At 61.6% G+C, this 20,031-nt stretch carries 21 protein-coding genes, 1 tRNA gene and 1 pseudogene; 14 read left to right on the top strand and 9 right to left on the bottom strand.

Going from position 1 to position 20,031, the window contains the following annotated elements:
- Positions 1-48 precede the first annotated feature (48 nt).
- From PQR54_RS38130 to PQR54_RS38120, 3 genes are all read right to left on the bottom strand, one after another.
- Complete coding sequence (locus PQR54_RS38130) at positions 49-2,034, bottom strand: DNA topoisomerase IV subunit B (protein ID WP_116142530.1); 1,986 nt, start codon at positions 2,032-2,034, stop codon at positions 49-51.
- A 351-nt stretch (positions 2,035-2,385) separates the two neighbouring features.
- Positions 2,386-4,323, bottom strand: a complete 1,938-nt coding sequence (locus PQR54_RS38125; protein ID WP_408255170.1) for an ATP-binding cassette domain-containing protein — start codon at positions 4,321-4,323, stop codon at positions 2,386-2,388.
- A 180-nt stretch (positions 4,324-4,503) separates the two neighbouring features.
- Positions 4,504-4,905, bottom strand: coding sequence for a DUF4399 domain-containing protein (locus PQR54_RS38120; protein ID WP_134456770.1), 402 nt, complete (start codon positions 4,903-4,905; stop codon positions 4,504-4,506).
- Positions 4,906-5,232: 327 nt separating this feature from the next.
- Between PQR54_RS38120 and PQR54_RS38115 the strand changes: the two genes are divergently transcribed.
- The 5 genes and pseudogenes from PQR54_RS38115 to PQR54_RS38095 all read left to right on the top strand — a co-directional run bounded on the left by PQR54_RS38115 (position 5,233) and on the right by PQR54_RS38095 (position 7,946).
- The gene (locus PQR54_RS38115) at positions 5,233-5,424 is read left to right on the top strand and encodes a rubredoxin (RefSeq protein WP_007175738.1); all 192 of its coding nucleotides are present in this window, start codon (positions 5,233-5,235) and stop codon (positions 5,422-5,424) included.
- 448 nt (positions 5,425-5,872) lie between these two features.
- A complete protein-coding gene (locus tag PQR54_RS38110; RefSeq protein WP_408255166.1) occupies positions 5,873-6,295 on the top strand; it encodes a hypothetical protein in 423 nt (140 codons plus the stop codon).
- Between the two features lie 655 nt (positions 6,296-6,950).
- Positions 6,951-7,025, top strand: a tRNA-Arg gene (locus PQR54_RS38105).
- Between the two features lie 254 nt (positions 7,026-7,279).
- A pseudogene (locus PQR54_RS38100) lies at positions 7,280-7,451 on the top strand (integrase); the annotation flags it as partial.
- 270 nt (positions 7,452-7,721) lie between these two features.
- On the top strand, positions 7,722-7,946 hold the full coding sequence (locus PQR54_RS38095) for a hypothetical protein (RefSeq protein WP_408255210.1): 225 nt from the start codon (positions 7,722-7,724) through the stop codon (positions 7,944-7,946).
- A gap of 7 nt (positions 7,947-7,953) precedes the next feature.
- Here the strand turns inward: PQR54_RS38095 and PQR54_RS38090 are convergent, their stop codons facing one another.
- Together PQR54_RS38090 and PQR54_RS38085 are read right to left on the bottom strand one after the other, a co-directional pair.
- Positions 7,954-8,700 (bottom strand): YoaK family protein, encoded by a 747-nt coding sequence (locus tag PQR54_RS38090; protein ID WP_408255164.1) that lies wholly within the window; start codon positions 8,698-8,700, stop codon positions 7,954-7,956.
- Between the two features lie 236 nt (positions 8,701-8,936).
- The gene (locus tag PQR54_RS38085) at positions 8,937-9,251 is read right to left on the bottom strand and encodes a hypothetical protein (RefSeq protein ID WP_408255162.1); all 315 of its coding nucleotides are present in this window, start codon (positions 9,249-9,251) and stop codon (positions 8,937-8,939) included.
- Here PQR54_RS38085 and PQR54_RS38080 point away from each other — a divergent pair.
- The gene (locus tag PQR54_RS38080; protein ID WP_408255161.1) at positions 9,250-9,555 is read left to right on the top strand and encodes a hypothetical protein; all 306 of its coding nucleotides are present in this window, start codon (positions 9,250-9,252) and stop codon (positions 9,553-9,555) included. The genes PQR54_RS38085 and PQR54_RS38080 overlap by 2 nt on opposite strands.
- A gap of 391 nt (positions 9,556-9,946) precedes the next feature.
- Here the strand turns inward: PQR54_RS38080 and PQR54_RS38075 are convergent, their stop codons facing one another.
- Entirely contained in the window at positions 9,947-11,020 is a 1,074-nt protein-coding gene (locus PQR54_RS38075) for a class I SAM-dependent methyltransferase (protein ID WP_408255158.1), read from the bottom strand.
- Here PQR54_RS38075 and PQR54_RS38070 point away from each other — a divergent pair.
- The 3 genes from PQR54_RS38070 (at position 11,019) to PQR54_RS38060 (ending at position 13,471) form a co-directional block, all read left to right on the top strand.
- The gene (locus PQR54_RS38070; RefSeq protein WP_408255156.1) at positions 11,019-11,402 is read left to right on the top strand and encodes a hypothetical protein; all 384 of its coding nucleotides are present in this window, start codon (positions 11,019-11,021) and stop codon (positions 11,400-11,402) included. The genes PQR54_RS38075 and PQR54_RS38070 overlap by 2 nt on opposite strands.
- Positions 11,403-11,655: 253 nt before the next feature.
- A complete protein-coding gene (locus PQR54_RS38065; RefSeq protein WP_408255153.1) occupies positions 11,656-12,267 on the top strand; it encodes a cysteine hydrolase family protein in 612 nt (203 codons plus the stop codon).
- A 310-nt stretch (positions 12,268-12,577) separates the two neighbouring features.
- The gene (locus tag PQR54_RS38060) at positions 12,578-13,471 is read left to right on the top strand and encodes a LysR family transcriptional regulator (protein ID WP_408255151.1); all 894 of its coding nucleotides are present in this window, start codon (positions 12,578-12,580) and stop codon (positions 13,469-13,471) included.
- Positions 13,472-13,609: 138 nt separating this feature from the next.
- On the opposite strand, the gene PQR54_RS38055 is transcribed toward PQR54_RS38060, so the two are convergent.
- The 3 genes from PQR54_RS38055 to PQR54_RS38045 all read right to left on the bottom strand — a co-directional run bounded on the left by PQR54_RS38055 (position 13,610) and on the right by PQR54_RS38045 (position 15,147).
- A complete protein-coding gene (locus tag PQR54_RS38055; protein WP_408255149.1) occupies positions 13,610-14,317 on the bottom strand; it encodes a glutathione S-transferase N-terminal domain-containing protein in 708 nt (235 codons plus the stop codon).
- 223 nt (positions 14,318-14,540) lie between these two features.
- Positions 14,541-14,762, bottom strand: coding sequence for a hypothetical protein (locus PQR54_RS38050; RefSeq protein ID WP_041758309.1), 222 nt, complete (start codon positions 14,760-14,762; stop codon positions 14,541-14,543).
- A 193-nt stretch (positions 14,763-14,955) separates the two neighbouring features.
- Positions 14,956-15,147 (bottom strand): CsbD family protein, encoded by a 192-nt coding sequence (locus tag PQR54_RS38045; protein WP_012432185.1) that lies wholly within the window; start codon positions 15,145-15,147, stop codon positions 14,956-14,958.
- 175 nt (positions 15,148-15,322) lie between these two features.
- Here PQR54_RS38045 and PQR54_RS38040 point away from each other — a divergent pair, with 175 nt between their 5' ends.
- From PQR54_RS38040 to PQR54_RS38020, 5 genes are all read left to right on the top strand, one after another.
- Complete coding sequence (locus tag PQR54_RS38040) at positions 15,323-15,649, top strand: hypothetical protein (RefSeq protein WP_408255147.1); 327 nt, start codon at positions 15,323-15,325, stop codon at positions 15,647-15,649.
- Positions 15,650-15,932: 283 nt separating this feature from the next.
- Positions 15,933-17,213, top strand: coding sequence for a DNA (cytosine-5-)-methyltransferase (dcm, locus tag PQR54_RS38035; protein ID WP_408255145.1), 1,281 nt, complete (start codon positions 15,933-15,935; stop codon positions 17,211-17,213).
- Positions 17,214-17,270: 57 nt separating this feature from the next.
- Entirely contained in the window at positions 17,271-17,717 is a 447-nt protein-coding gene (locus PQR54_RS38030; protein WP_116119296.1) for a very short patch repair endonuclease, read from the top strand.
- A gap of 161 nt (positions 17,718-17,878) precedes the next feature.
- Positions 17,879-18,382: a YbhB/YbcL family Raf kinase inhibitor-like protein gene (locus tag PQR54_RS38025; RefSeq protein WP_408255143.1), complete on the top strand. Its 504-nt coding sequence runs from the start codon at positions 17,879-17,881 to the stop codon at positions 18,380-18,382.
- A 108-nt stretch (positions 18,383-18,490) separates the two neighbouring features.
- Positions 18,491-19,948 (top strand): MFS transporter, encoded by a 1,458-nt coding sequence (locus PQR54_RS38020; RefSeq protein WP_408255141.1) that lies wholly within the window; start codon positions 18,491-18,493, stop codon positions 19,946-19,948.
- Positions 19,949-20,031: the final 83 nt, after the last annotated feature.

Here is a 20,031-nt window from a genome sequence, read left to right as displayed (position 1 = left end):
TGGCGTGAAGTTTTCGTGCGAAGTCAGAGCGCGGTGAGACCCGCTGGCTCAGATATCCGCTTCCACTTCGTTGCCCTTTTCTTCCAGCCAGCTGCGGCGCGACGCCGCTTCGCCCTTGCCCATGAGCATGGTCATGCGCGCGACCGTGGCGTCGTAGTCGAGTGCGCCGAGCGCCACCGGACTCAAGCGCCGCGTGTCGGGGTTCATCGTGGTGTCCCACAGCTGTTCCGCGCTCATTTCGCCGAGGCCCTTGAAGCGGCTGATCGACCACTGCGTGTCGCGCACGCCGTCCTTGCGCAGCTTGTCGAGAATCGCTTCGAGTTCGCCTTCGTCGAGCGCGTAGAGTTTTTGCGCCGGCTTCTTGCCGCGCGCGGGCGCGTCGACCCGGAACAGCGGCGGACGCGCCACGCACACGTGTCCGCGTTCGATCAGTTGCGGGAAATGCTTGAAGAACAGCGTGAGCAGCAGCACCTGAATGTGCGAGCCGTCGACGTCCGCGTCCGACAGAATGCAGATCTTGCCGTAGCGCAGGTTCGACAGATCGACCTTGTCGTCCGGGCTATGCGGATCGACGCCGATCGCCACCGAGATGTCGTGCACTTCGTTGTTGGCGAACAGCCGGTCACGCTCGGTTTCCCATGTGTTCAACACCTTGCCGCGCAGCGGCAGGATGGCCTGGTATTCCTTGTCGCGGCCCATCTTCGCTGAGCCGCCCGCCGAGTCGCCCTCGACGAGAAACAATTCGTTGCGGCCGATTTCCGTCGATTCGCAATCGGTCAGCTTGCCCGGCAACACCGCGACGCCCGAGCTCTTGCGCTTCTCGACCTTCTGCCCGGCACGCGTGCGCGCCTGCGCCTGCTTGATGACGAGGTCGGCGAGTTTCTTGCCGAGCTCGACGTGCTGATTCAGCCACAATTCCAGCGCCGGCCGCGCAAACGAAGACACCAGCTTGACCGCGTCGCGGCTATTCAGGCGTTCCTTGATCTGCCCTTGGAATTGCGGATCGAGCACCTTCGCCGACAGCACGAACGACACGCGCGCGAACACGTCTTCCGCCAAAAGTTTGACGCCCTTGGGCTGCAGGTTATGCAGTTCGACGAAGCTCTTCACCGCCTGATACAGACCGTCGCGCAAACCGGATTCGTGCGTGCCGCCAGCGGGCGTGGGAATCAGGTTGACGTACGACTCGCGCATGAGCGTGCCTTCTTCGCTCCACGCGACGACCCACGCGGCGCCCTCGCCTTCGGCAAAGGTCTCTTCGCTCGCGCGCGAGTTTTCAGCGTAGCGCTCGCCCTCGAACAGCGGAATCAGCAGGTCACTGCCGTTCATGCCTTCGAGCAGATAGCCGCGCAGACCGTCTTCGTATTTCCAGGTTTGCTGTTCGCCGGTTTTCTCGTTGATCAGCGTGACTTCGACGCCCGGCAACAACACGGCTTTCGAACGCAGCAGACGTTGCAGTTCGCCGAGCGGCAGGTTCGGCGAATCGAAATACTTGGGATTGGCCCACGCGGTGACGCGCGTGCCGGATTTCTTGTCGCCTTTCGTGGCGGGCCGCACTTCGAGTTCCTTGGCGACGTCGCCGTTGGCGAAACTCAGTTCGGCGATCTTGCCGTCGCGCCACACGGTGACGTCGAGGCGAGTGGACAGCGCGTTGGTGACGGACACGCCGACGCCGTGCAAGCCGCCCGAGAACGTGTACGCGCCGCCGGCGGCTTTATCGAACTTGCCGCCCGCGTGCAGGCGCGTGAAAACGATCTCGACGACCGGCACGCCTTCTTCCGGATGCAGACCGAACGGAATGCCGCGGCCGTCGTCTTCGACGGAGACCGAATGGTCCGCGTGCAGCGTCACGGTGATTTGCCGGCCGTGGCCGCCGAGGGCCTCGTCCGACGCGTTGTCGATGACTTCCTGAATGATGTGCAGCGGATTCTCGGTGCGGGTGTACATCCCGGGCCGTTGCTTGACCGGCTCCAGGCCCTTCAACACCTTGATCGACGCTTCGCTATACGCGGCGTTTGGCTTTTTCGTAGACATGGTTGACTCGGATGCGTCGGTTCATCGTTGTCCACAGGTCCTGTTCACAGGTCTGTGGACAATGCGTTGAGTTTTCAAAAAAAGCGAAACGAAACAACGGGGTTAGGTGGGGTGCCCGCAGTGCGGGCAAGCTGTTTTGTCGCATGGCTTCCCGTTGGCGCGCTCGACGGCGGCTCGAAGCCTGCCCATCTGCCGGGCGGGGCAACGTCGACGCTGGTGCGAACGCCGGGGAAGCCTGTTCGCGGGGTATTTTACTGATTTCGATCCGGGCGGCAATTCACGACGCGAAGGATTGGCCGTCCGGATAAGGGACGGCGGTGGCGCAGCCGGTTCCGGCGCCACACGCACGCCTCATTTGCGCCGGTTTTCCAGTTCGTCCCAGCGTTCCAGCGCGAGCAGCAGTTCTTCGTCGATCGCGGCATAGCGCTCCGTCAAGCGCGTGCCTTCCTGCGCGTCTTTGGCGAACACCGAGCCGTCTTCGAGTTGTGCGCCAATCGTTTTTTGCTCGGCTTCGAGCGCGGCGATCTTTTCCGGCAGCGCCTCCAGTTCACGCTGCTCCTTGAACGACAGCTTCACGGTGCGTTGCGTATTGCGGCCCGCTGCACTGTCTTTGGCCGCTGCCGCGTCTTTGCCCGCGTCCTTGCCGGCTTCTTTCTGCGCGTCCAGCGCCATTTGCTGCGAACGGTCGCGCTGGATCTGCCAATCGGTAAAGCCGCCGACATACTCGCGCCACTTGCCGCCGCCTTCGGATGCAATCACCGAGGTCGCGACGTTGTCCAGGAACGCGCGATCGTGGCTGACCAGCAGCACCGTGCCGTCGTATTCCGTGAGCAGTTCTTCGAGCAGTTCGAGCGTGGGAATGTCGAGGTCGTTGGTCGGCTCGTCGAGCACCAGCACATTGGCCGGACGAGCGAACAGACGCGCGAGCAGCAAGCGGTTACGCTCGCCGCCCGAGAGCGACTTGACCGGCGAACGCGCGCGCTCCGGCGCAAACAGGAAGTCGCCGAGATAGCTCATGACGTGCTTCTTCTGGCCGTTGACTTCGACCCATTCGCTGCCAGGGCTGATGGTGTCGGCGAGGCTCTTTTCCAGATCGAGCTGCGCGCGCATCTGGTCGAAATACGCGACCTGCAGATTCGTGCCGATGCGCACCGTGCCTTCGTCCGACGCCAATTCGCCGAGGATCATCTTGAGCAGCGTGGTCTTGCCCGCGCCGTTCGGACCGACAAAGCCGATCTTGTCGCCGCGCATGACCGTGGCCGTGAAGCTGTCGACCACCGTGCGTGCACCGTAGCGCTTGGTCACGTCGGTCAATTCGGCGACGATCTTGCCGGACTTTTCGCCCTGCCCGACGTCGAGCTTGACGTTGCCCAGCACGTTGCGACGCTCCGCGCGCTCGTTGCGCATCTCCACGAGCCGCGCGATCCGGCCGACGCTGCGCGTGCGGCGCGCCTCGACGCCCTTGCGGATCCACACTTCTTCCTGCGCGAGCAGCTTGTCGAACTTGGCGGCTTCCACTTGCTCGATTTCGAGCTGCTGCGCCTTGCGCGTCTGATAAGCCGAGAAATTACCCGGATACGACAACAAACGCCCGCGATCCAGTTCGACGATGCGCGTAGCGACGCGATCGAGAAACGCGCGATCGTGGGTAATGAAGAGCAGGCCCGCGCGCAGCGAGACCAGCAGGTCTTCGAGCCAGCGGATGCCGTCGAAGTCAAGGTGGTTGGTCGGCTCGTCGAGCAGCAGCACGTCGGGCTGCACGACCAGCGCGCGCGCCAGCGCGACGCGCTTTTGCATGCCGCCCGACAGCGAACCCACGCGCGCCTCGCCGTTCAGGCCGATCTGTTGCAGCGTGGTAGCCACGCGCGTGCTCCAGTTCCAGGCGTCCGAATGGTCCAGCGACGATTGCAGCGTGTTCATGCGCGACATGAGCGCGTCGTGCTCCGCGCCTTCCGGCTCGTCGGCGAGCTGGTTGGCGACCGCGTCGTATTCGTCCAGCAGCGCGCGGGCGTGCGTGAGGCCGGCGGCAACCGCGTCGAACACCGTGTCGTCCGTGTCGAACTCCGGCTCCTGCGGCACGTAGACCGAAGTCAGGCCCTGCTGACGCGTGACGAGGCCGTCGTCAGGCTTGCTCAGATCGGCAACGATCTTCAGCAGCGACGACTTGCCCGCGCCGTTGCGGCCGATCAGGCCGACGCGTTCGCCCGCTTCGAGAGAGAAATCCGCGTGATCGAGCAACGCGACGTGACCGAACGCCAGTTGGGCCCCGGTAATGGTGTAAAGCGACATGGAGAATTGGAGAAGACAGCGATGGGTCGGAACTGCCCATTGTACCGGGCGCACGGGCGGGTGCCTGTATGCCGGAAGAGATAGATCGAATGGCCGGCTTGCGGGCCGTGAACAAGCCCGCTGCGCATGGTGAAGAAGCCAGAGCGCGTTGGCACGCGCCCGGCTGTCTCGTGCGGCGGGTTACTTCACGTGCACCGTGATGGTCTTGCTCATTTCCGGACCGTACGAACGATGCGCGCCGTCGCCGAATTGCAGGGTCAGCGTGTGGTCGCCCGGCGGCAGCGTCAGATCGGTTTCGGTCTGGCCCTTGCCGAAGTGCAGCGACTTGTCGTTCGCGGGAATGACCTCGCCCTTGGGCAGCGGCTTGCCGTCCACCAGCAGATGATGATGGCCCGTGCCTTCCGTCATCGTGCCGGCTGGCGCGATCTTCATGCCGTCGACGCCGAACACCACGTGGACGGGATTGCTGACGGTGGCGCCGTCCGCCGGCTGCACGAACGACACGCTCGCGGCCTGGGCCGCGCCGGACACGGCGAGCAATCCGGCCAATGCCGCACCGACCAACCATTTGTTTTTGAACATCGTTTTTCTCCTTTTTGGGAAACGAGAGTCTGCGCGGGCCATGCCGGCGACGACGGTGCCTCATTGCGCCTGAGGCCGATCGTCGCAGTTCATGCCCCGGCGCCCCGGCGCGCCGGTCCAAAAGATCAGCTGCGGATCAGAGCATACACGCTGTGTGTGACGGGGTCCGGCAAGTGGATACGGAGTTTGTCACGGGCGCTTTGCGGCGTTGCCGCATCGGGAGTTTTCTGTTGGATTGACAAATTCCGGTAATATTGCGGGTCGCCGCCGTGCCCAAAAAAGGGGCAGACTGAGCGGATTTTGCATCGAACTAGAGAAGAGTGCGTCGTGAGCGAAGTAATTGAAGTGACTGAATATAAGAGCTGGGTCTGCCTGATTTGCGGCTGGATCTACAACGAGGAAGAAGGCCTGCCCGAGGAAGGCATCGCACCGGGCACGCGCTTCGCCGCGATTCCGGAAGACTGGCGCTGCCCGCTGTGCGACGTGGGCAAGGCCGAGTTCGCGGTGGTGGAGTTCTGAGGCGAATTCGCCGGATAGCCGGCGCGCTGCGTTAGTTCTTCGCGCGTGTCGACAGTTTCATGCGGCCCAGCAAGCGTTGACTGCTGGGCCGTTTGCTTTTTGGGACGGCTTTGTCGGGGCTATCTGCTATCTGCTATCTGAAGAAGTCGCCCAAACTCCCCTTCTTGAGCATCAGTCGATCGACTTCTCTTAACGCGCCATGACTGTTCTGCCAGTTACGGATGCCGGATCGACAACCCGCCCAGCGGCCAACACTTGTCCGGTCGCGCCAGGCATCACCCCGAAGCCTGTGCCTATTCCGCCATCGCCCGGCTCTGCGCGGCGCAGCGCACATTGCGCTGCGCATCGCCCCCGTAAAACACACGACTAGGTGACGACGTAGTACGGGTTTCGGCCCGGCGCGCGTCCCCATAAAAAATCACGTCGAAAAACAAACGGGGAGTAACACATGACAACAACATGGAGACACGGCATCGCGCTCGCGATGCTGCTTGCGGCAAGTACTGCGGCGTACGCCGGGGTGGACTGCGATGGCGGACGCGGCGGATTCCGCTTCCAAACATCGGATGGCTGGTTTCAAAGCGACAAGCTGAAACATTTCGCGATCTCCGCACCTTTCGGTGCGCTCGGTGCGTACCTGACACGCGACACCGAGCATCCCGTCATTTACGGCACACTCATCGGCACGATACCTGGCTTGATCAAGGAAGGCATCGACGGCACCTGCCGTAGCAGCGGCTTTTCCTACAAGGATCTGGCCGCGGATATAGCTGGTGCGTTGTCGGGGGCGTTGCTGACTAACTGGGCTATTAGTCTCAGTCGTGATACACGTGGGCATACCGTCGCGATCTCGTATCGGAGCCGCTTTTAAGGGGGCTGTGGGAGTGGACTGCTTGGGGGCGAGATCGTGATCGGGTTCGTGGTCGGCATCTGAAAGCGTCTTGATAACGCGGGTAAGCGATCCGTGACGTGCTGCTGGTTTTCTTTGGTCTTGCGCGAATCTGACGACGCGCTGCGTCGTCAGATTTACTGCTGGGTTAGTTTCGGACACGTTGTTCGGGCGCTGGGGAATGTCGTCCGCATCGATTCGCTGGCGACGTGCAGAGCGGATTCGCAGGGCCTCGCAGCACTCTTATCGTGAGTGAGCCAATGTCGATGGCGGTGCCGTCAAGCGTCTTTTGACCGCTGTTGGTCTCGATCTCCTGCACCGACGTCCGGGCTTTTGCGGCGTCTCTGGTTTTAATCGCTTTTTGTTATACTCTGCGCTCGCTGGCGTAGCTGGGCACGCCAGCAACAGCCGAGTGGCAGGATTGAATCCATGATTTACCTCGTTCCGAAACTGTTGCAGTGCCAAGCCGTGCTTCGTCGCTGCGGGGTCACTTAGTAGCGAAAGTGCGGCAGAGTCTGCTGTAAACTGGGTTCACGGGCTGTCGCGGCGCTTCATTTAGGAAGAAGCAGAAAGGCCGGAAACGTCCCGGGACAGACTGAAGCAGCGAATGCTCAGTCGTCCCATTTAAGATATCCATCTCCCTGTAGTTCAATGGATAGAACAAGTGCCTCCTAAGCGCTAGATACAGGTTCGATTCCTGTCAGGGGGACCAAGAAGCTTCCCAGCATCTCCCAAGATTGCCCAAGAAAGCCCCGCAAGCCTTGCGTTGCGGGGCTTTTTGCTGCCATCTTTGCCCACGTTTGCCAAACACAAGCCAGATTTGTTGGGGGTATCGGTGGGGAGATCGCCGAATACTCCCAAATCGATATCCCCAAAACCACGCCCAAGCAAATCGCGCCGCTCAGCGAGCGTCAAGTCCGCAAGGCCAAGGCCGGCCGAAAAGCCCTATCGCCTCGCCCACAGTACATGGCGCTCTTCGTGCCCACGACCGGGAAGACCAACGCCGAGTGGAGCGAGTTCAACGCGAAGGCGCGAACGGCGGGTTCCAGCAGAGCACATGAAGATGCGAGATCCACGCATCGTCCCGCTGTCTCGGCAAGCGCTGGAAGTCGTCGATGAATTAGAGAAATTGAACGGCGCCGGTGTCCTGTCGGCGAGAGTCGCGAGCAAAATTCGCCGAACAGGCGATTTTCCGGACACCACGGCGCTGGCAAAGCTATTCACCGACGGCTGGCGATTGGACTGCCGATCGCCGATCGTCGGCGCAATCCATGTAGCCCGTGAGGGTGAGCTAAACAGGGACCTCTAGCGCATTCTCCGGCCACCGGCTTGCAGTCTGCCTCCATCAACCAAGACGTGCTCGGGATTGAATATTGCGCGCCCGGCAGATACCTACCGGGGGAATATGATGATCAGATTAGCCAGCGCACTTGCCTTGATAGCCGCCCTTGCCGGCTGTGTCGTCGCCCCGCCGCCGCCCGGGTATGGCTATGAGCCGGCCCCAGCTTATGGCTATGGCCCCGGCTATTACGCCGCGCCCTCGATCAACTTGGGCATCGGGATTGGAGGCGGCTGGGGTGGGCACGGAGGCGGCCATGGTGGGGGCCACGGCGGCGGTGGGCACGGTCGTTAAATGCGCACTAGTAGCGCTCACCGCGCACATCATCAACCAGAGGCACAACGGCTAGTGTGAGCAGAACGATAGCAAGCGGCACGCTTGATATAAATCCGAGATATTTGAAACCGATGGCGCCCGCCAGACCGCCGGCAATAAACGAAAGAAGCAGCGAACCGAGCAGCGCGAGCTTCTGTTTGTCCGCCTTGACGAGTCCTTCGCCGGCAATCGACTGTGTATTCCAGTAGAGCATCTTGCCCAGTTCGATCCCGACATCCGTCACCAGGCCGGTGACGTGGGTCGTACGAATCTCCGATCGCGAAATCTTTGTGATCATCGCATTCTGTAGCCCCATGACGAAGCACAGGACGCAGACGGTGGCAGGCACGAAAAGGATCCGATGGTGTTCAAGGTTCGAGCCGAGCAGCCCGAAGCACAAGAGCAGAATTGCTTCAATCGCGAGCGGTGTCGCATAGATGCTGCGCAGATTCCGCCGGCGCCCCCAATTGATCAGGATCGCAGACGCAGCCGCGCCAACAAGAAACGAAAAAAGCGAACTGAGCCCCGAAACGAAAAGGCTTGCCTCGCCAAGCACGGCATTATCAGCCAGCGACGAAACGATCCCGGACATGTGCGATGTGTACTGACCAACGGCCAGAAACCCACCTGCATTAGCCGCCCCGGCGACAAATGCCAGCGAACGCCCCAAACGACGGTTCGTCACGTCGGTCCGTTCCGGCGCCGTAAAGCCACGAAGATAATTGATGGGCATACTCAACGCTCACTGGTGCCGCTTCTGCATACCGCCCGTCGGACGGCCTGTCGCCGAAGATCGTAACATGCGTGAGGATGACTTCCGGCGTGGCTTCCGCCGTCGGCCAGAGGCTGGAGTGCGACCCGAAGCGCACACGGCAAGAAAATCCAGAAACTTCACAGTTGGCAAGTCCGAGCGTGAGGACGCATGCCAAGCCCCAGCGGGCGCGTTGGGCCAACAACGAACGTCCCCCCTTAAACGCGCGGCACTTCCTTGCCAACGACCCCAACCCCCGCATTACGACCAACCAAACTAGCCGAATTCTCCGACAGCATGCAGTCGACGAACGTATGCGCCCGCTTCTCTGCATATCTAAACGCATCTTGCTCAGAAATGAATTCCAGTTGCTCTGGAAAACTTGCAACCTTCTGAGCGGGATAACTGGACGAACTGATAGTCCAGGACACCCTGTAACGGCGTCCGACATTGTGCAAACACAACGTCTTCCCGGCCGTGACCTGAACGTCGATCCCGAACCCTCGATACGGTGCATAGGATTGGCAAGCCATGATCACTCTCCTGACGCGACGGTCCGCGTATGCAGACAACATCGCGCAACCGCCGTGCCCCAAGATGAAACGCCAGGGAAAACACCATTCCCGCTCGGAAACGCTGAGCAAAAAAGCTGAGCAAAAAAAAGCCGCAGCAATGCTGCGGCTCAAACACACACACACCGCGCTCGGGGCGCTGATGCGAATCGTTATCTTACAGACACCTGTCGGCGAATATAACCAGGGATTTCGTATGATGGTTGCAATCGGCCAGATGTACGGCTGCACCATTTCGCTCGGCGCGGCGTGGGTACATCACTGACGGTGACCGTGACCCGCTACTGCTCGATATACATGCGCCATTCCGGAAACTGCTCGAAAAAGCTTTGCTTACGTAGATCTGGTACAAGACTGGCAAGCTACTGTCGGTCGCGGACCCGGGCTCGCTCAGAACAGTCAGTCCTGGATCGACGCCGGAAACGCTCGCCCACGCAGTGAGATCGTCCGGCAAGTCGGCGGCTTCCTCGCGCGGTACACGCAATTTGATCGGTTTCATTGCATCTCCGACAAATGGTGAAGGGTGTCTACGGAAATATCATACAAAGAAGCGGTGTGCTGGTGCCAGCAATCTCCAGAGATGACGATCCGCGTCAATCGCGGGACGGCAAAGAGCGATAGAAAATCGATAACCAGGCCCAAGCCCACGCGCACATTCAATACGATATGTTTCGCCCTTTCGAGCCAAGCCCTCGGAGCCTGGTTACCGCGGCGCGCAACGGCGCCGTGATTCGCCAGGATGTCGACGACTCGAGCGCCCTGATCGTCGAAGTCCTCGATGCAATCTCCTCCTGCATCGCGACAGCCTTTTCCTGCATGGCTGCAACCGTCTCCTGCATCGTCACAACCTGCTCCTGCGTCGCCACAACCTTCTGCCGGGCTTCCGCAAGGGCCGCCTCAGTCTCAGCGAGACGCTCCGCTGTCTCGATCGCGCGCGCCGCCATCTCGGCATCCACAGGTGCGCTGTAGAACTCCTCGGTCGTAAGTTCCACGCGAGGCGGTTCCTTGCGAAGCACAATGATCATCTCTCCGCCGGTTTCGCCGCGCGCCGGCACAAAATCGACGAGATTGAATTCGAGGAAACCCATCATCAGGATCGGCTTCAGGACCTTGGACACAATCGTACCGCTCTCAAAAACGTGGCTGTGAATACCGACATGCGGAGGCGCCTCCAGCTTGTGCCTGATCCGGTTCATATCCAGCTTATCGGCCACATCCATTGGCTGGTTGACGAATGCTTCGTCGTAATAGATCTCACATTCGATTTGATGTTCGCGCGGAATGTCCTCGACACCGGCGACATATTCGGCCACGAAATGACTTAGCGCCGTGTCCGGTCTGTATTTGTCGAAACTGAACTTCTTGTCGGGCAGGGCAAGAAACAGCACGCCGCCGGGCCGCATCATGTCGCATAGATCGGCTAGCCATTGAATCATGTTGGGCGCGTGCTCCATCACATGATTCGCGATAACGTAGTCAAACTTATCGCCGATGTACTCGCCGTAGCGATTCGAATGAACCACGTAGTCGATTTCGGGTATGTCGACGATCATGTCCGGGTGCGTGCACTCCCGGACCAGTTGCTCCCTGTCTTTCCAGTCCAGATATCGCACGTCCGCTTCCGACTTGAAGACGGTCGGCTGATCATACGGTCCTATCTCGAGGCCGATTCCCGATAGATCGGTATGTTTCAGGAGATGCCCGCGGCGCAGCGTCGTAACCAGATTCATGAACTACCTCTCGGCGTTAGAACAGGCAACAGTGCAACTTAGCACGTCTTACACTGCCGCCGAAGCAATCAACTCGCTGCCCACTCTATTTCTCGCCGTGGCGGCGACTCACGCCATCGTCACGTTCGCCGCCACGGAATACGAGTGCCATCGATATGACAAATGTAATGGTCACCATGGCGATATTCGGGTGAGAGAAGCAACCGAAAAATGCACCCATCGTCTCGTGCCCGCGGTAAAGCATCCACAAGACAACGTAGTGCCACAGATAAGAGCCGTACGAAACTCGACCCAAGGCCGCCCGCGGGGACATATCGAGCGCCCGCACCCACACGGACTGCTGAGCCGTAAGGACCTTCGCGATGATGATCGCCGCCGCTGACGGCGTAAGTGTGTGACCTAACACCTACAGCGGAAAGTCGAGCCCGGTCTCGCTGCCGCGCGGAAATCTTTGCTGTCTCGCCGAGCGTTAGGCGTAAAAGCTACATACTCCAAGTAAAGTCACTAGCGGATGCCAATACCGTCTCGCGATCAGTGCAAATCACGCACAGACTATGTCTAGCCCGTAGCGTTGTTGCGATGCCGTTCCCACCCTAGACTCGGTTCCTTTCCAACCACGACTAAAAAGAACCGCTATGTCCAGCCGCACACTCCGAAGCATTCTCGGTGCCTGTCCACCCGCTTCACTGCCTGCCAGTACCACTGCGTTGCTGTTGATCGACTTTCAGAACGAATACTTCACGGGCTCGCTGCCCATTCCGGATGGCGCGGCAGCATTGCGAAACGCGCGACAGCTCGTCGAATGCGCTGACTGCTATGGCTGGCAAGTGGTCCACGTGCAGCACGTTGCACCGGCCGAGTCTCCGCTGTTTGCCGCCGGCAGCCGGCAAGTCGAGATTCACGCCGGGATGCAGCCGAAGCCCGCTCATCGCGTGGTCGAGAAAAGCTCGGTGAGCGTGTTTGCCAGCACCGATCTCGCGCAATCGCTGAAAGACGATGGCATCACACATCTCGTCATTTGCGGACTCATGACGCACGCCTGCGTAGCGGGCGCTGCACGAGACGCGGTGCCGGCGGGCTTTGAAGTTGTCGTCGCCGCCGATGCATGCGCGACCCGGGACATCGTCGTCGATAGCGAGCGGCGCGTCGGGCACGACACGTTGCATCTGTCGGCTCTGGCTGAAATCGCGGATACCTTCGGCTCGGTGATGAACACGAGCGATGTACTATCGCTGGCTGCTCGATAGCCGCCACAGCGGCCACTAAGTCTTTGCGCTTTTCAGCCTTCCTAACGAAGACTCGGCTGATAACCCATGCCTGCGCAGCGACGCGCGACGCGTTACGAGGCGGCGATCGTGCCGTGATAGCATCGGTCGCCTCCGCAACGCGTCGACGCGGACACGATCGATAAGGATGCATCTCGTCGCGCATCACTTGCCGAAACCGAAGCTCCGTTTGTCGACGCGGCGAGCACGTCGAAAATCATTCACTTACCGTCGCGCTACGCATTGGCCCGATTCACCTTCGTGGTGACGCCGCATAGCGCCAATCACGCCCATGGACCAGTTGCTTGCAATGCGTGCCTTCCGCTTCATCGTCGAAGCACAAGGTTTTTCGGCTGCGGCCGAGCGGCTCGACACCACGCATTCGAGCGTGTCGCGTCAATTGAAACAGCTCGAGATTTCGCTCGGCGTTCAGCTGCTCAACCGCAATACGCGACGATTTACGCTGACGGCCGCGGGTGAGCGCTACTACAAGGCCAGCGTCGATATTCTCGATCGCGTGGAAGCGGCGGCACAGGCCATGGCGGACGAACATCAACAGGCGGCCGGCTTGCTGCGCGTCACCGCGCCGCTTGCCATCGGCACGCTGGAACTGGCCGACTGGCTTCCGGCGTTCCAGAAGCGTTATCCCGACATCCAGCTGGAGTTGTCGTGCAGCGATCAGTTCGTCGACCTCGTTGCGCAGGGCTTCGACGTAGCGCTACGCATCAGCGGACCTCTGGCTGACACGACACTGGTTGCCAGAACCCTCGCTGTCTCGGACGTCGTTTTGGTTGCGTCGCCAACGTATCTGGCGCGACGCGGACTCCTGCAAACAGCCGCGCAACTGGCCGGGCACGAGTTATTGTCTTTTACCGGCGCGCTCGAAGCGGCCGAATGGGTGCTGACGTCCGAGCAAGGTTCGCCGATCCACGTCACGCCGCGCAGTCGGCTGAGAACGGACGCTATCACCGCGCTTTACTCCGCGGCGCTGGCGGGCGCGGGTATTGCCGCTTTCACGTTGCAGACGGTTCAGACAGACATCAGAAGCGGCCGTCTCGTTCAGATCTTGCCAGGCTACACGCTCGGCAGCCGCCACTACTACGCGCTGTACCCACAAACGCGGTATGTGGCGCCCAAGGTGCGGGCGTTCGTCGATCACATGGCTGAGCACTATCGCGGACGATGATGACGCAGTCGACGCGCCGCCAGTCGAACGCCAACAGAAAACGGAGAGGCAACGCGAGATCCACGCAGAAGAACGCGCGGCGGGTCCAGGCTAAACGACGGCCGGCCGACCAAACTCGCCGCCCGGCCACAGAATCGATTACGACGGACGCTTAGGAATATCCAGTCCCTTCGCCACGGCCGGACGCGCGACGAACGCGGCCAACACGCGCGTCACGTTCGGAAAGTCCTGAATGCCGACGAGATCGCCTGCTTCATAGAAACCGATCAGATTGCGCACCCAGGGAAACGTGGCGATATCGGCGATCGAGTACGCGTCGCCCAGAATCCAGTCACGTCCTTCGAGTTGCCGGTCCAACACGCCGAGCAAGCGCTTCGCTTCGCCGATATAGCGATCGCGCGGACGCTTGTCTTCGTACTCTTTGCCGGCGAACTTGTGGAAGAAACCGACCTGGCCGAACATCGGCCCGATGCCGCCCATCTGGAACATGACCCACTGGATCGCTTCATAGCGGCCGGCGGCATCCTGCGGAATCAACTGGCCGCTCTTGTCCGCCAGATAAAGCAGGATCGCGCCGGATTCGAACAGCGGCAATGGCTTGCCGCCGGGCCCGTTCGGATCGATGATCGCCGGAATCTTGTTGTTCGGATTGAGCGACATGAACTCCGGCGACATCTGATCGTTGGTATCGAAGCGCACGAGATGCGGCTCGTACGGCAAGCCCGTTTCTTCGAGCATGATCGACACCTTCACGCCATTGGGCGTGGGCAGCGAATAGAGCTGAATCCGGTCCGGATGCTCCGCAGGCCATTTCTTCGTGATCGGAAAAGCGGATAGTTCGGTCATGTGGCGATGTAACCTTGTGCGAATGTGGCGGCTTGAAAAGAGAATCGGGCTCGGCAGCCGGCCGGACGACCGGCGGCGAAGCTCCAACGCAAGATCGCCAAATATAAACCGACTCGGCGCAACGCGTGCGGGCGTGGCCCAACGCTCAAATCGACACGCAAGGTTTTACCGTTGACCTGTAACCGGCGGCTCGCGAACGCCAAACGCGCACGCTAACCCGCACTCACCACAAATCCTTGGTCGCCGTGCCGGCGCGCAAGTTATAACCTTCGCGCCACAAGGACGCGCCGACGCTCAGCAACAGCGTCTTCTGCTCGCCGTCGAGCAGGTCCCAGGCCGCTGCCAGCCAACTGGCGAAGCTCGCGCAGGTCTGTTCCAGGTCGACGGGCGTTTTGCCCTCGAGGTATTGCCGTTCGAACATCGAAAGAATTTTTTCGGGTGTCATGGGCGCCGTCTCCGTATTGGATGCGCCAAGTCTAAAGGCGGCGCATCGCATGCGGAATGCTCCCGGCGCCAACCCCGGGTTACTCCCAGGCAAAATCCGCCATCGGTTGAAAAAGTCCTTGTACGACGCAAAAGCGTCGGCAAAAGGAAAAGGCGCCGCAGCGCCTTTTCCGTCGGCCCCGTCGCAAGCCTGATTACGGCGCGTTGCGCTTGGCGTTGTCCTTGGCGTCTTCCTTAGCGTCGCCATAGGCCTTTTGCACCTTGCCCGCGCCTTGTTGCAGGTCGCCCTTGATTTCCTTGCCCGGGTTGTCCGTGGCCTTGCCGACCGCTTCGTTGACCTTGCCCTTGACTTGCTCGGCCACACCCTTCACCTGGTCCTTGTTCATGTTCGGCTCCACTATTTGGAATGCCGGCGCGACATTACGCCAGTACCCGTACCCAGCAACGGGTGTGCCTGTGCCTGCGCACGGCTCGGTTTTCTCCAGCCCGGGCCGGAAAAAATATTTTCAAAAAGGCCTAAAGTCCCGCCGCGGCCTGCCGTAAAGGTGCCAAGGAGAAGCCATGGACCGCACACCCATCACGCTTTCGGGATCATCCCAAGCCGCATTGATCGATCGCGACATTGCGCACATTGCGCGTGTGATGCGGCCGTCTTTACACGGCGATCTGGGCGGCCCGATCCTGTCGGCCGGCTATTGGCGCAAGCGCCTGTACCAATTGCTCGACGCCGGCAACCTGTCCCACGCGCAACTTTGCACGGTCGACAGCCTCCTGCTTCAGCTCGATCAATACGAAGCCGAACCTCAACTGGCGTGGGACGCATTGGCGCCAGCCACCGCCGCGTTGTTCCCACCGCCCTACCCGGCTAGCGCCAGCCACCCGGCCTGACACGCTGAGAGCCTGAACCCCGCTCTTTCCGGGTCGGCGGCATTCCATTTGCGCGAATTAAAAAAAGGCCGCGAACCAAGTCGCGGCCTCAACACGTCGCAACGCGGGGAATCGCGTCACGCTAGAAGCGTACATGCGCAACTGTGACAGCCACATTTAGCCGTGGACTTACTCGGTGCGGGCGTTCCGGACCTGGAAAGTTTCTGCCCAAGCGACGCAAAAAATAGGGAAATGGGACGACCTTAGGTCATAATGTCCGCAAAAATTCCCAGCAAGGACACCCGTGACCCTCGCCGCACCGCTCGCACTGCTCAAGCAAGCGCGCGCCCGCTTCACTCAACGCGAAATCGCCGCGCATGTCGGCAAGGACATCAAGACGGTACGTCGCTGGGAAAAAGGCGAAACGCAGTGCCCGGCGATGCTGGAACCGGCCTTGCGTGATCTGCTGCAAAACCGCGCGCGGAGCCGCGGCAGCGTGGGCGGCGACGCGCAGTTCCGCTTCATCGATCTGTTCGCCGGCATCGGCGGGATTCGCATGGGCTTCGAGGCGCACGGCGGCGACTGCGTCTTTACGAGCGAGTGGAACGACTTTTCGACCAAGACCTATCGCGAGAATTATCCCGGCGGCGGCGAGCATGCGCTGATCGGCGACATCGTCTCGTTTCCGGCTGAAGACGTGCCGAGCCACGACGTGCTGCTCGGCGGCTTCCCGTGCCAGCCGTTTTCGATCGCCGGCGTGAGCAAGAAGAATGCGCTGGGCCGGCCGCACGGGTTCGAATGCACGACCCAAGGCACGCTCTTTTTCGACGTCGCGCGGATCATCGCCGCTAAACGCCCCGCCGCGTTCCTGTTGGAGAACGTAAAGAACCTGCTCTCGCACGACAAGGGCCGCACCTTCGACGTGATCCTGCAAACCTTGCGCGACGAACTCGGCTACGAAGTGCACTATCGCGTGGTCGACGGCCAGCATTTCACGCCGCAGCATCGGGAGCGGATCATCATCGTCGGCTTTCGCGGCAAGACTGCGTTCTCGTGGGACGACCTGCGCCTGCCGGAAGACGGCCCGCGTCTTGGCTCGATCCTGCATCGCACGGATGGCAGCGAACCGGTGCTGCCGTGGGACCACGACCGTTTCTTCGACCACGCCAGCCGACGCGTGCAACCCAAGTACACGCTCACGCCGAATCTCTGGACTTACCTGCAGAACTACGCGGAGAAGCATCGCGCGGCGGGCAACGGCTTCGGTTTCGGCATGGCTTATCCGACCAGCGTGACGCGCACGCTGTCGGCGCGTTATCACAAGGACGGCTCCGAGATCCTGGTCTATCAGGGCGAGTCACTGCGTCCACGCCGCCTCACGCCGCGTGAATGCGCGCGGCTGATGGGCTTTCCGGATACCTTCCGAATCCCGGTGAGCGACACGCAGGCCTACCGGCAGTTCGGCAACAGCGTCGTGATGCCGGTGATGCGCGAAGTGGCGCGCATCATGCTGCCGCATGTGCAAGCCCTGCTCGCCGAGGAGACTCGCCATGGTTCGAAGCAAACGCTCTCGCTTTACGCGTGAGCGGTCAGTCGGCGTGAATAGCCGGCGCGTCGACCCGTTCTTCAAGCGCTAGAAGAGATGGTCGACATCGTCGATAGCGCAACCCGCAGCCGGATGATGTCCGGCATTCGCGGCCGCAACACCAAACCGGAAATTCTGATCCGCAGCCTGCTGCATCGACAGGGCTTTCGCTTCCGGCTGGATGCGCGCGATCTGCCCGGACGCCCCGACATCGTCTTGCCGCGCTACCGCGCCGTGGTGTTGGTGCACGGCTGTTTCTGGCACGGCCACGACTGTCATCTTTTCAAATGGCCGCAAACGCGGCCAGAATTCTGGCGCGACAAGATCGGCCGCAATCGCAGCAACGACGACAAGGTTTGCGCGGCGCTGCTCGCCAGCGGCTGGCGCGTCGCGGTGGTATGGGAATGCGCTTTGCGTGGCGCCAATCGCGATATCGAGGGTGTCTTGCAGCGGCTCGTGGAGTGGTTGAAGAGCGACGCGCCGAGCTTCGAGGAACGCGGCTGAAAGCCGCTTGTAGCCGCCCGGCTCGCGCGGATTCGAAAGCCGCTGGTGATACACTCGATTGGCTAACTCGGGGTACTTCCGCACGGCGCCCTGCCCTGCAAACCGGTTGCAAAACCGCACGCCCCGACCATCCCAGAACCATTCAAGAAGGGAGGCACATCATGGCAGATTTCCGTCTCTGGTCCGACGAATTTCCCACCAACGGCTTCATGCCGAAAGCCCACGAATATCACGACAAGGCCTTCGGCGTGGACGGCGAGAACATCTCTCCGGCGTTGCAGTGGGAGGCGCCGCCGCCCGACACGCAAAGCTTCGCGCTCACCGTTCACGATCCCGACGCGCCTACCGGCAGCGGCTTCTGGCACTGGGTCGTGGTGAATATTCCGGGCGACGCCCGCTCGCTGCCGCGCAACGCCGGCAAGCCGGACGGCTCGCTGCTGCCGCAAGGCGCGCTGCAGGTGCGCAACGACTACGGCACGGTCGGCTTCGGCGGCGCCGCGCCGCCGCGCGGCGACAAGGCGCATCGCTACATCTTCCGTCTGCATGCGCTGCGGGTGCCGAATCTGCCGATCAACGCGGACACCACCAACGCGGTGGCGCGCTTCATGACGCATCTGAACGAACTCGACTCGACCACTCACACCGGCCTGTACGAACTCAAATAACGCGGGAGACGCGCTTGCCGGCGCGCTCAGGCGGCGCCGGCAAGCTCCTCGACGACGGCACGCGGCGCGCGCGAGCGGCGAACCGCCCCACAACAACTCGAACAATCGATGCACGCACAACCACCGCGCAAGGACGGCGCTGACGGCACCATCGCCGCCGAAGCGGCCGACACACTCGCCCCCGACACATTGCTGCGCGACGACACCGAACAAGGCTTGCCGATTCCGCAGCGCTACTGGGCGATGCTGGTTATCGCGCTCTCCCTCACGCTCGCGGTACTCGACAGCGCGATTGCCAACGTGGCGCTGCCGACTATCGCGCGCAACCTGCACGCGAGCGCGGCCGGCTCGATCTGGGTCGTCAACGCCTATCAGCTGGCGATCACCATCTCGCTGTTGCCGCTCGCCTCGCTCGGCGACCGCATCGGCTACCGGCGTATCTATCTGGGTGGGCTGATTCTGTTCACGGTGGCGTCGTTCGGTTGCGCGCTGTCGACTTCGCTGCCGACCCTCGCGCTCGCTCGCGTGATTCAAGGCTTCGGCGCAGCAGGCATCATGAGTGTGAACACAGCGCTGGTTCGCATGATCTATCCGCCCGCGCAGCTCGGGCGCGGCGTGTCGATCAACGCGATGGTGGTCGCGGTGTCGTCGGCGGTCGGGCCGACTGTCGCGTCCGGCGTGCTCGCCGTCGCATCGTGGCCGTGGCTGTTCGCCATCAACGTGCCGATCGGCATCGCGGCTATCGTCGGCGGCTTCAAGGCGTTGCCGATGAACCCCGGCCACGAATCGCCCTACGACTATTTGAGCGCGGTGATGAACGCGTTCGTCTTCGGCCTGCTGATCTTTGCCGTCGACGGACTCGGCCACGGCGAGGGATTCGGCTACGTCGCGCTGGAAGCGCTCGGCGCGCTCGTGATCGGCTATTTCTTCGTGCGCCGTCAGTTGACTCAGCCCGCTCCCTTGCTGCCGATCGATTTGCTCAGGATTCCCATCTTCGCGCTCTCGATCGGCACTTCGGTCTGTTCGTTCTGCGCGCAGATGCTCGCCTTCGTGTCGCTGCCCTTTCTGTTACAGGAAACGCTGGGCCTATCGCAGGTCGAGACCGGGCTGCTCATGACGCCCTGGCCTGCCGTGATCATCGTCGCGGCGCCGATTGCCGGCATGCTGTCGGACAAGGTGTCGTCGGGGTGGCTGGGCGGCGTCGGCCTTGCCGCGATGACGGCCGGGCTGTTGCTGCTCGCCACGCTCGGCGCGCATCCGGACGCCATGCAGATCGCGTGGCGCATGGCCTTGTGCGGCGCGGGCTTCGGCATCTTCCAGTCGCCGAACAATCGCACCATGCTGTCCGCGGCGCCGCGCGAACGCAGCGGCGGCGCGAGCGGCATGCTGGGCACCGCGCGCCTGACGGGCCAGACGCTCGGCGCGGCGCTGGTCGCGCTGATCTTCGGCATCGCGCCACAACATGGGCCGACCGTCGCGCTCTACGTGGCCGCGTGCTTCTCGGCGCTCGCCGCGGTGATCAGCACGATGCGCGTCATGCAACGGGCCAACGTGCAACCAGCCTAACCAGGATCTCACTCAAAATTTTTCAGCCCGACGAATACGAAAAGGGCGTGGGTCGCCGGGATGGGGCCCCCCCCGCGAGGTTA

This window comes from Paraburkholderia phytofirmans, assembly GCF_046028095.1.
Lineage (GTDB): Bacteria > Pseudomonadota > Gammaproteobacteria > Burkholderiales > Burkholderiaceae > Paraburkholderia > Paraburkholderia phytofirmans_A.
The sequence above is the reverse complement of the archived record's forward strand: the minus strand, read 5'-3'. Positions and strand labels throughout refer to the sequence as shown.

What these genes read in the sequence shown, in the direction of transcription:
- PQR54_RS38130 (WP_116142530.1), bottom strand. Translation starts at nt 2,034, where the DNA reads ATGTCTACGAAAAAGCCAAACGCCGCGTATAGCGAAGCGTCGATCAAG.
- PQR54_RS38125 (WP_408255170.1), bottom strand. Translation starts at nt 4,323, where the DNA reads ATGTCGCTTTACACCATTACCGGGGCCCAACTGGCGTTCGGTCACGTC.
- PQR54_RS38120 (WP_134456770.1), bottom strand. Translation starts at nt 4,905, where the DNA reads ATGTTCAAAAACAAATGGTTGGTCGGTGCGGCATTGGCCGGATTGCTC.
- PQR54_RS38110 (WP_408255166.1), top strand. Translation starts at nt 5,873, where the DNA reads ATGACAACAACATGGAGACACGGCATCGCGCTCGCGATGCTGCTTGCG.
- PQR54_RS38095 (WP_408255210.1), top strand. Translation starts at nt 7,722, where the DNA reads ATGATCAGATTAGCCAGCGCACTTGCCTTGATAGCCGCCCTTGCCGGC.
- PQR54_RS38090 (WP_408255164.1), bottom strand. Translation starts at nt 8,700, where the DNA reads ATGCCCATCAATTATCTTCGTGGCTTTACGGCGCCGGAACGGACCGAC.
- PQR54_RS38080 (WP_408255161.1), top strand. Translation starts at nt 9,250, where the DNA reads ATGATCACTCTCCTGACGCGACGGTCCGCGTATGCAGACAACATCGCG.
- PQR54_RS38085 (WP_408255162.1), bottom strand. Translation starts at nt 9,251, where the DNA reads ATGGCTTGCCAATCCTATGCACCGTATCGAGGGTTCGGGATCGACGTT.
- PQR54_RS38070 (WP_408255156.1), top strand. Translation starts at nt 11,019, where the DNA reads ATGAACTACCTCTCGGCGTTAGAACAGGCAACAGTGCAACTTAGCACG.
- PQR54_RS38075 (WP_408255158.1), bottom strand. Translation starts at nt 11,020, where the DNA reads ATGAATCTGGTTACGACGCTGCGCCGCGGGCATCTCCTGAAACATACC.
- PQR54_RS38065 (WP_408255153.1), top strand. Translation starts at nt 11,656, where the DNA reads ATGTCCAGCCGCACACTCCGAAGCATTCTCGGTGCCTGTCCACCCGCT.
- PQR54_RS38060 (WP_408255151.1), top strand. Translation starts at nt 12,578, where the DNA reads ATGGACCAGTTGCTTGCAATGCGTGCCTTCCGCTTCATCGTCGAAGCA.
- PQR54_RS38055 (WP_408255149.1), bottom strand. Translation starts at nt 14,317, where the DNA reads ATGACCGAACTATCCGCTTTTCCGATCACGAAGAAATGGCCTGCGGAG.
- PQR54_RS38050 (WP_041758309.1), bottom strand. Translation starts at nt 14,762, where the DNA reads ATGACACCCGAAAAAATTCTTTCGATGTTCGAACGGCAATACCTCGAG.
- PQR54_RS38045 (WP_012432185.1), bottom strand. Translation starts at nt 15,147, where the DNA reads ATGAACAAGGACCAGGTGAAGGGTGTGGCCGAGCAAGTCAAGGGCAAG.
- PQR54_RS38040 (WP_408255147.1), top strand. Translation starts at nt 15,323, where the DNA reads ATGGACCGCACACCCATCACGCTTTCGGGATCATCCCAAGCCGCATTG.
- PQR54_RS38030 (WP_116119296.1), top strand. Translation starts at nt 17,271, where the DNA reads ATGGTCGACATCGTCGATAGCGCAACCCGCAGCCGGATGATGTCCGGC.
- PQR54_RS38025 (WP_408255143.1), top strand. Translation starts at nt 17,879, where the DNA reads ATGGCAGATTTCCGTCTCTGGTCCGACGAATTTCCCACCAACGGCTTC.
- PQR54_RS38020 (WP_408255141.1), top strand. Translation starts at nt 18,491, where the DNA reads ATGCACGCACAACCACCGCGCAAGGACGGCGCTGACGGCACCATCGCC.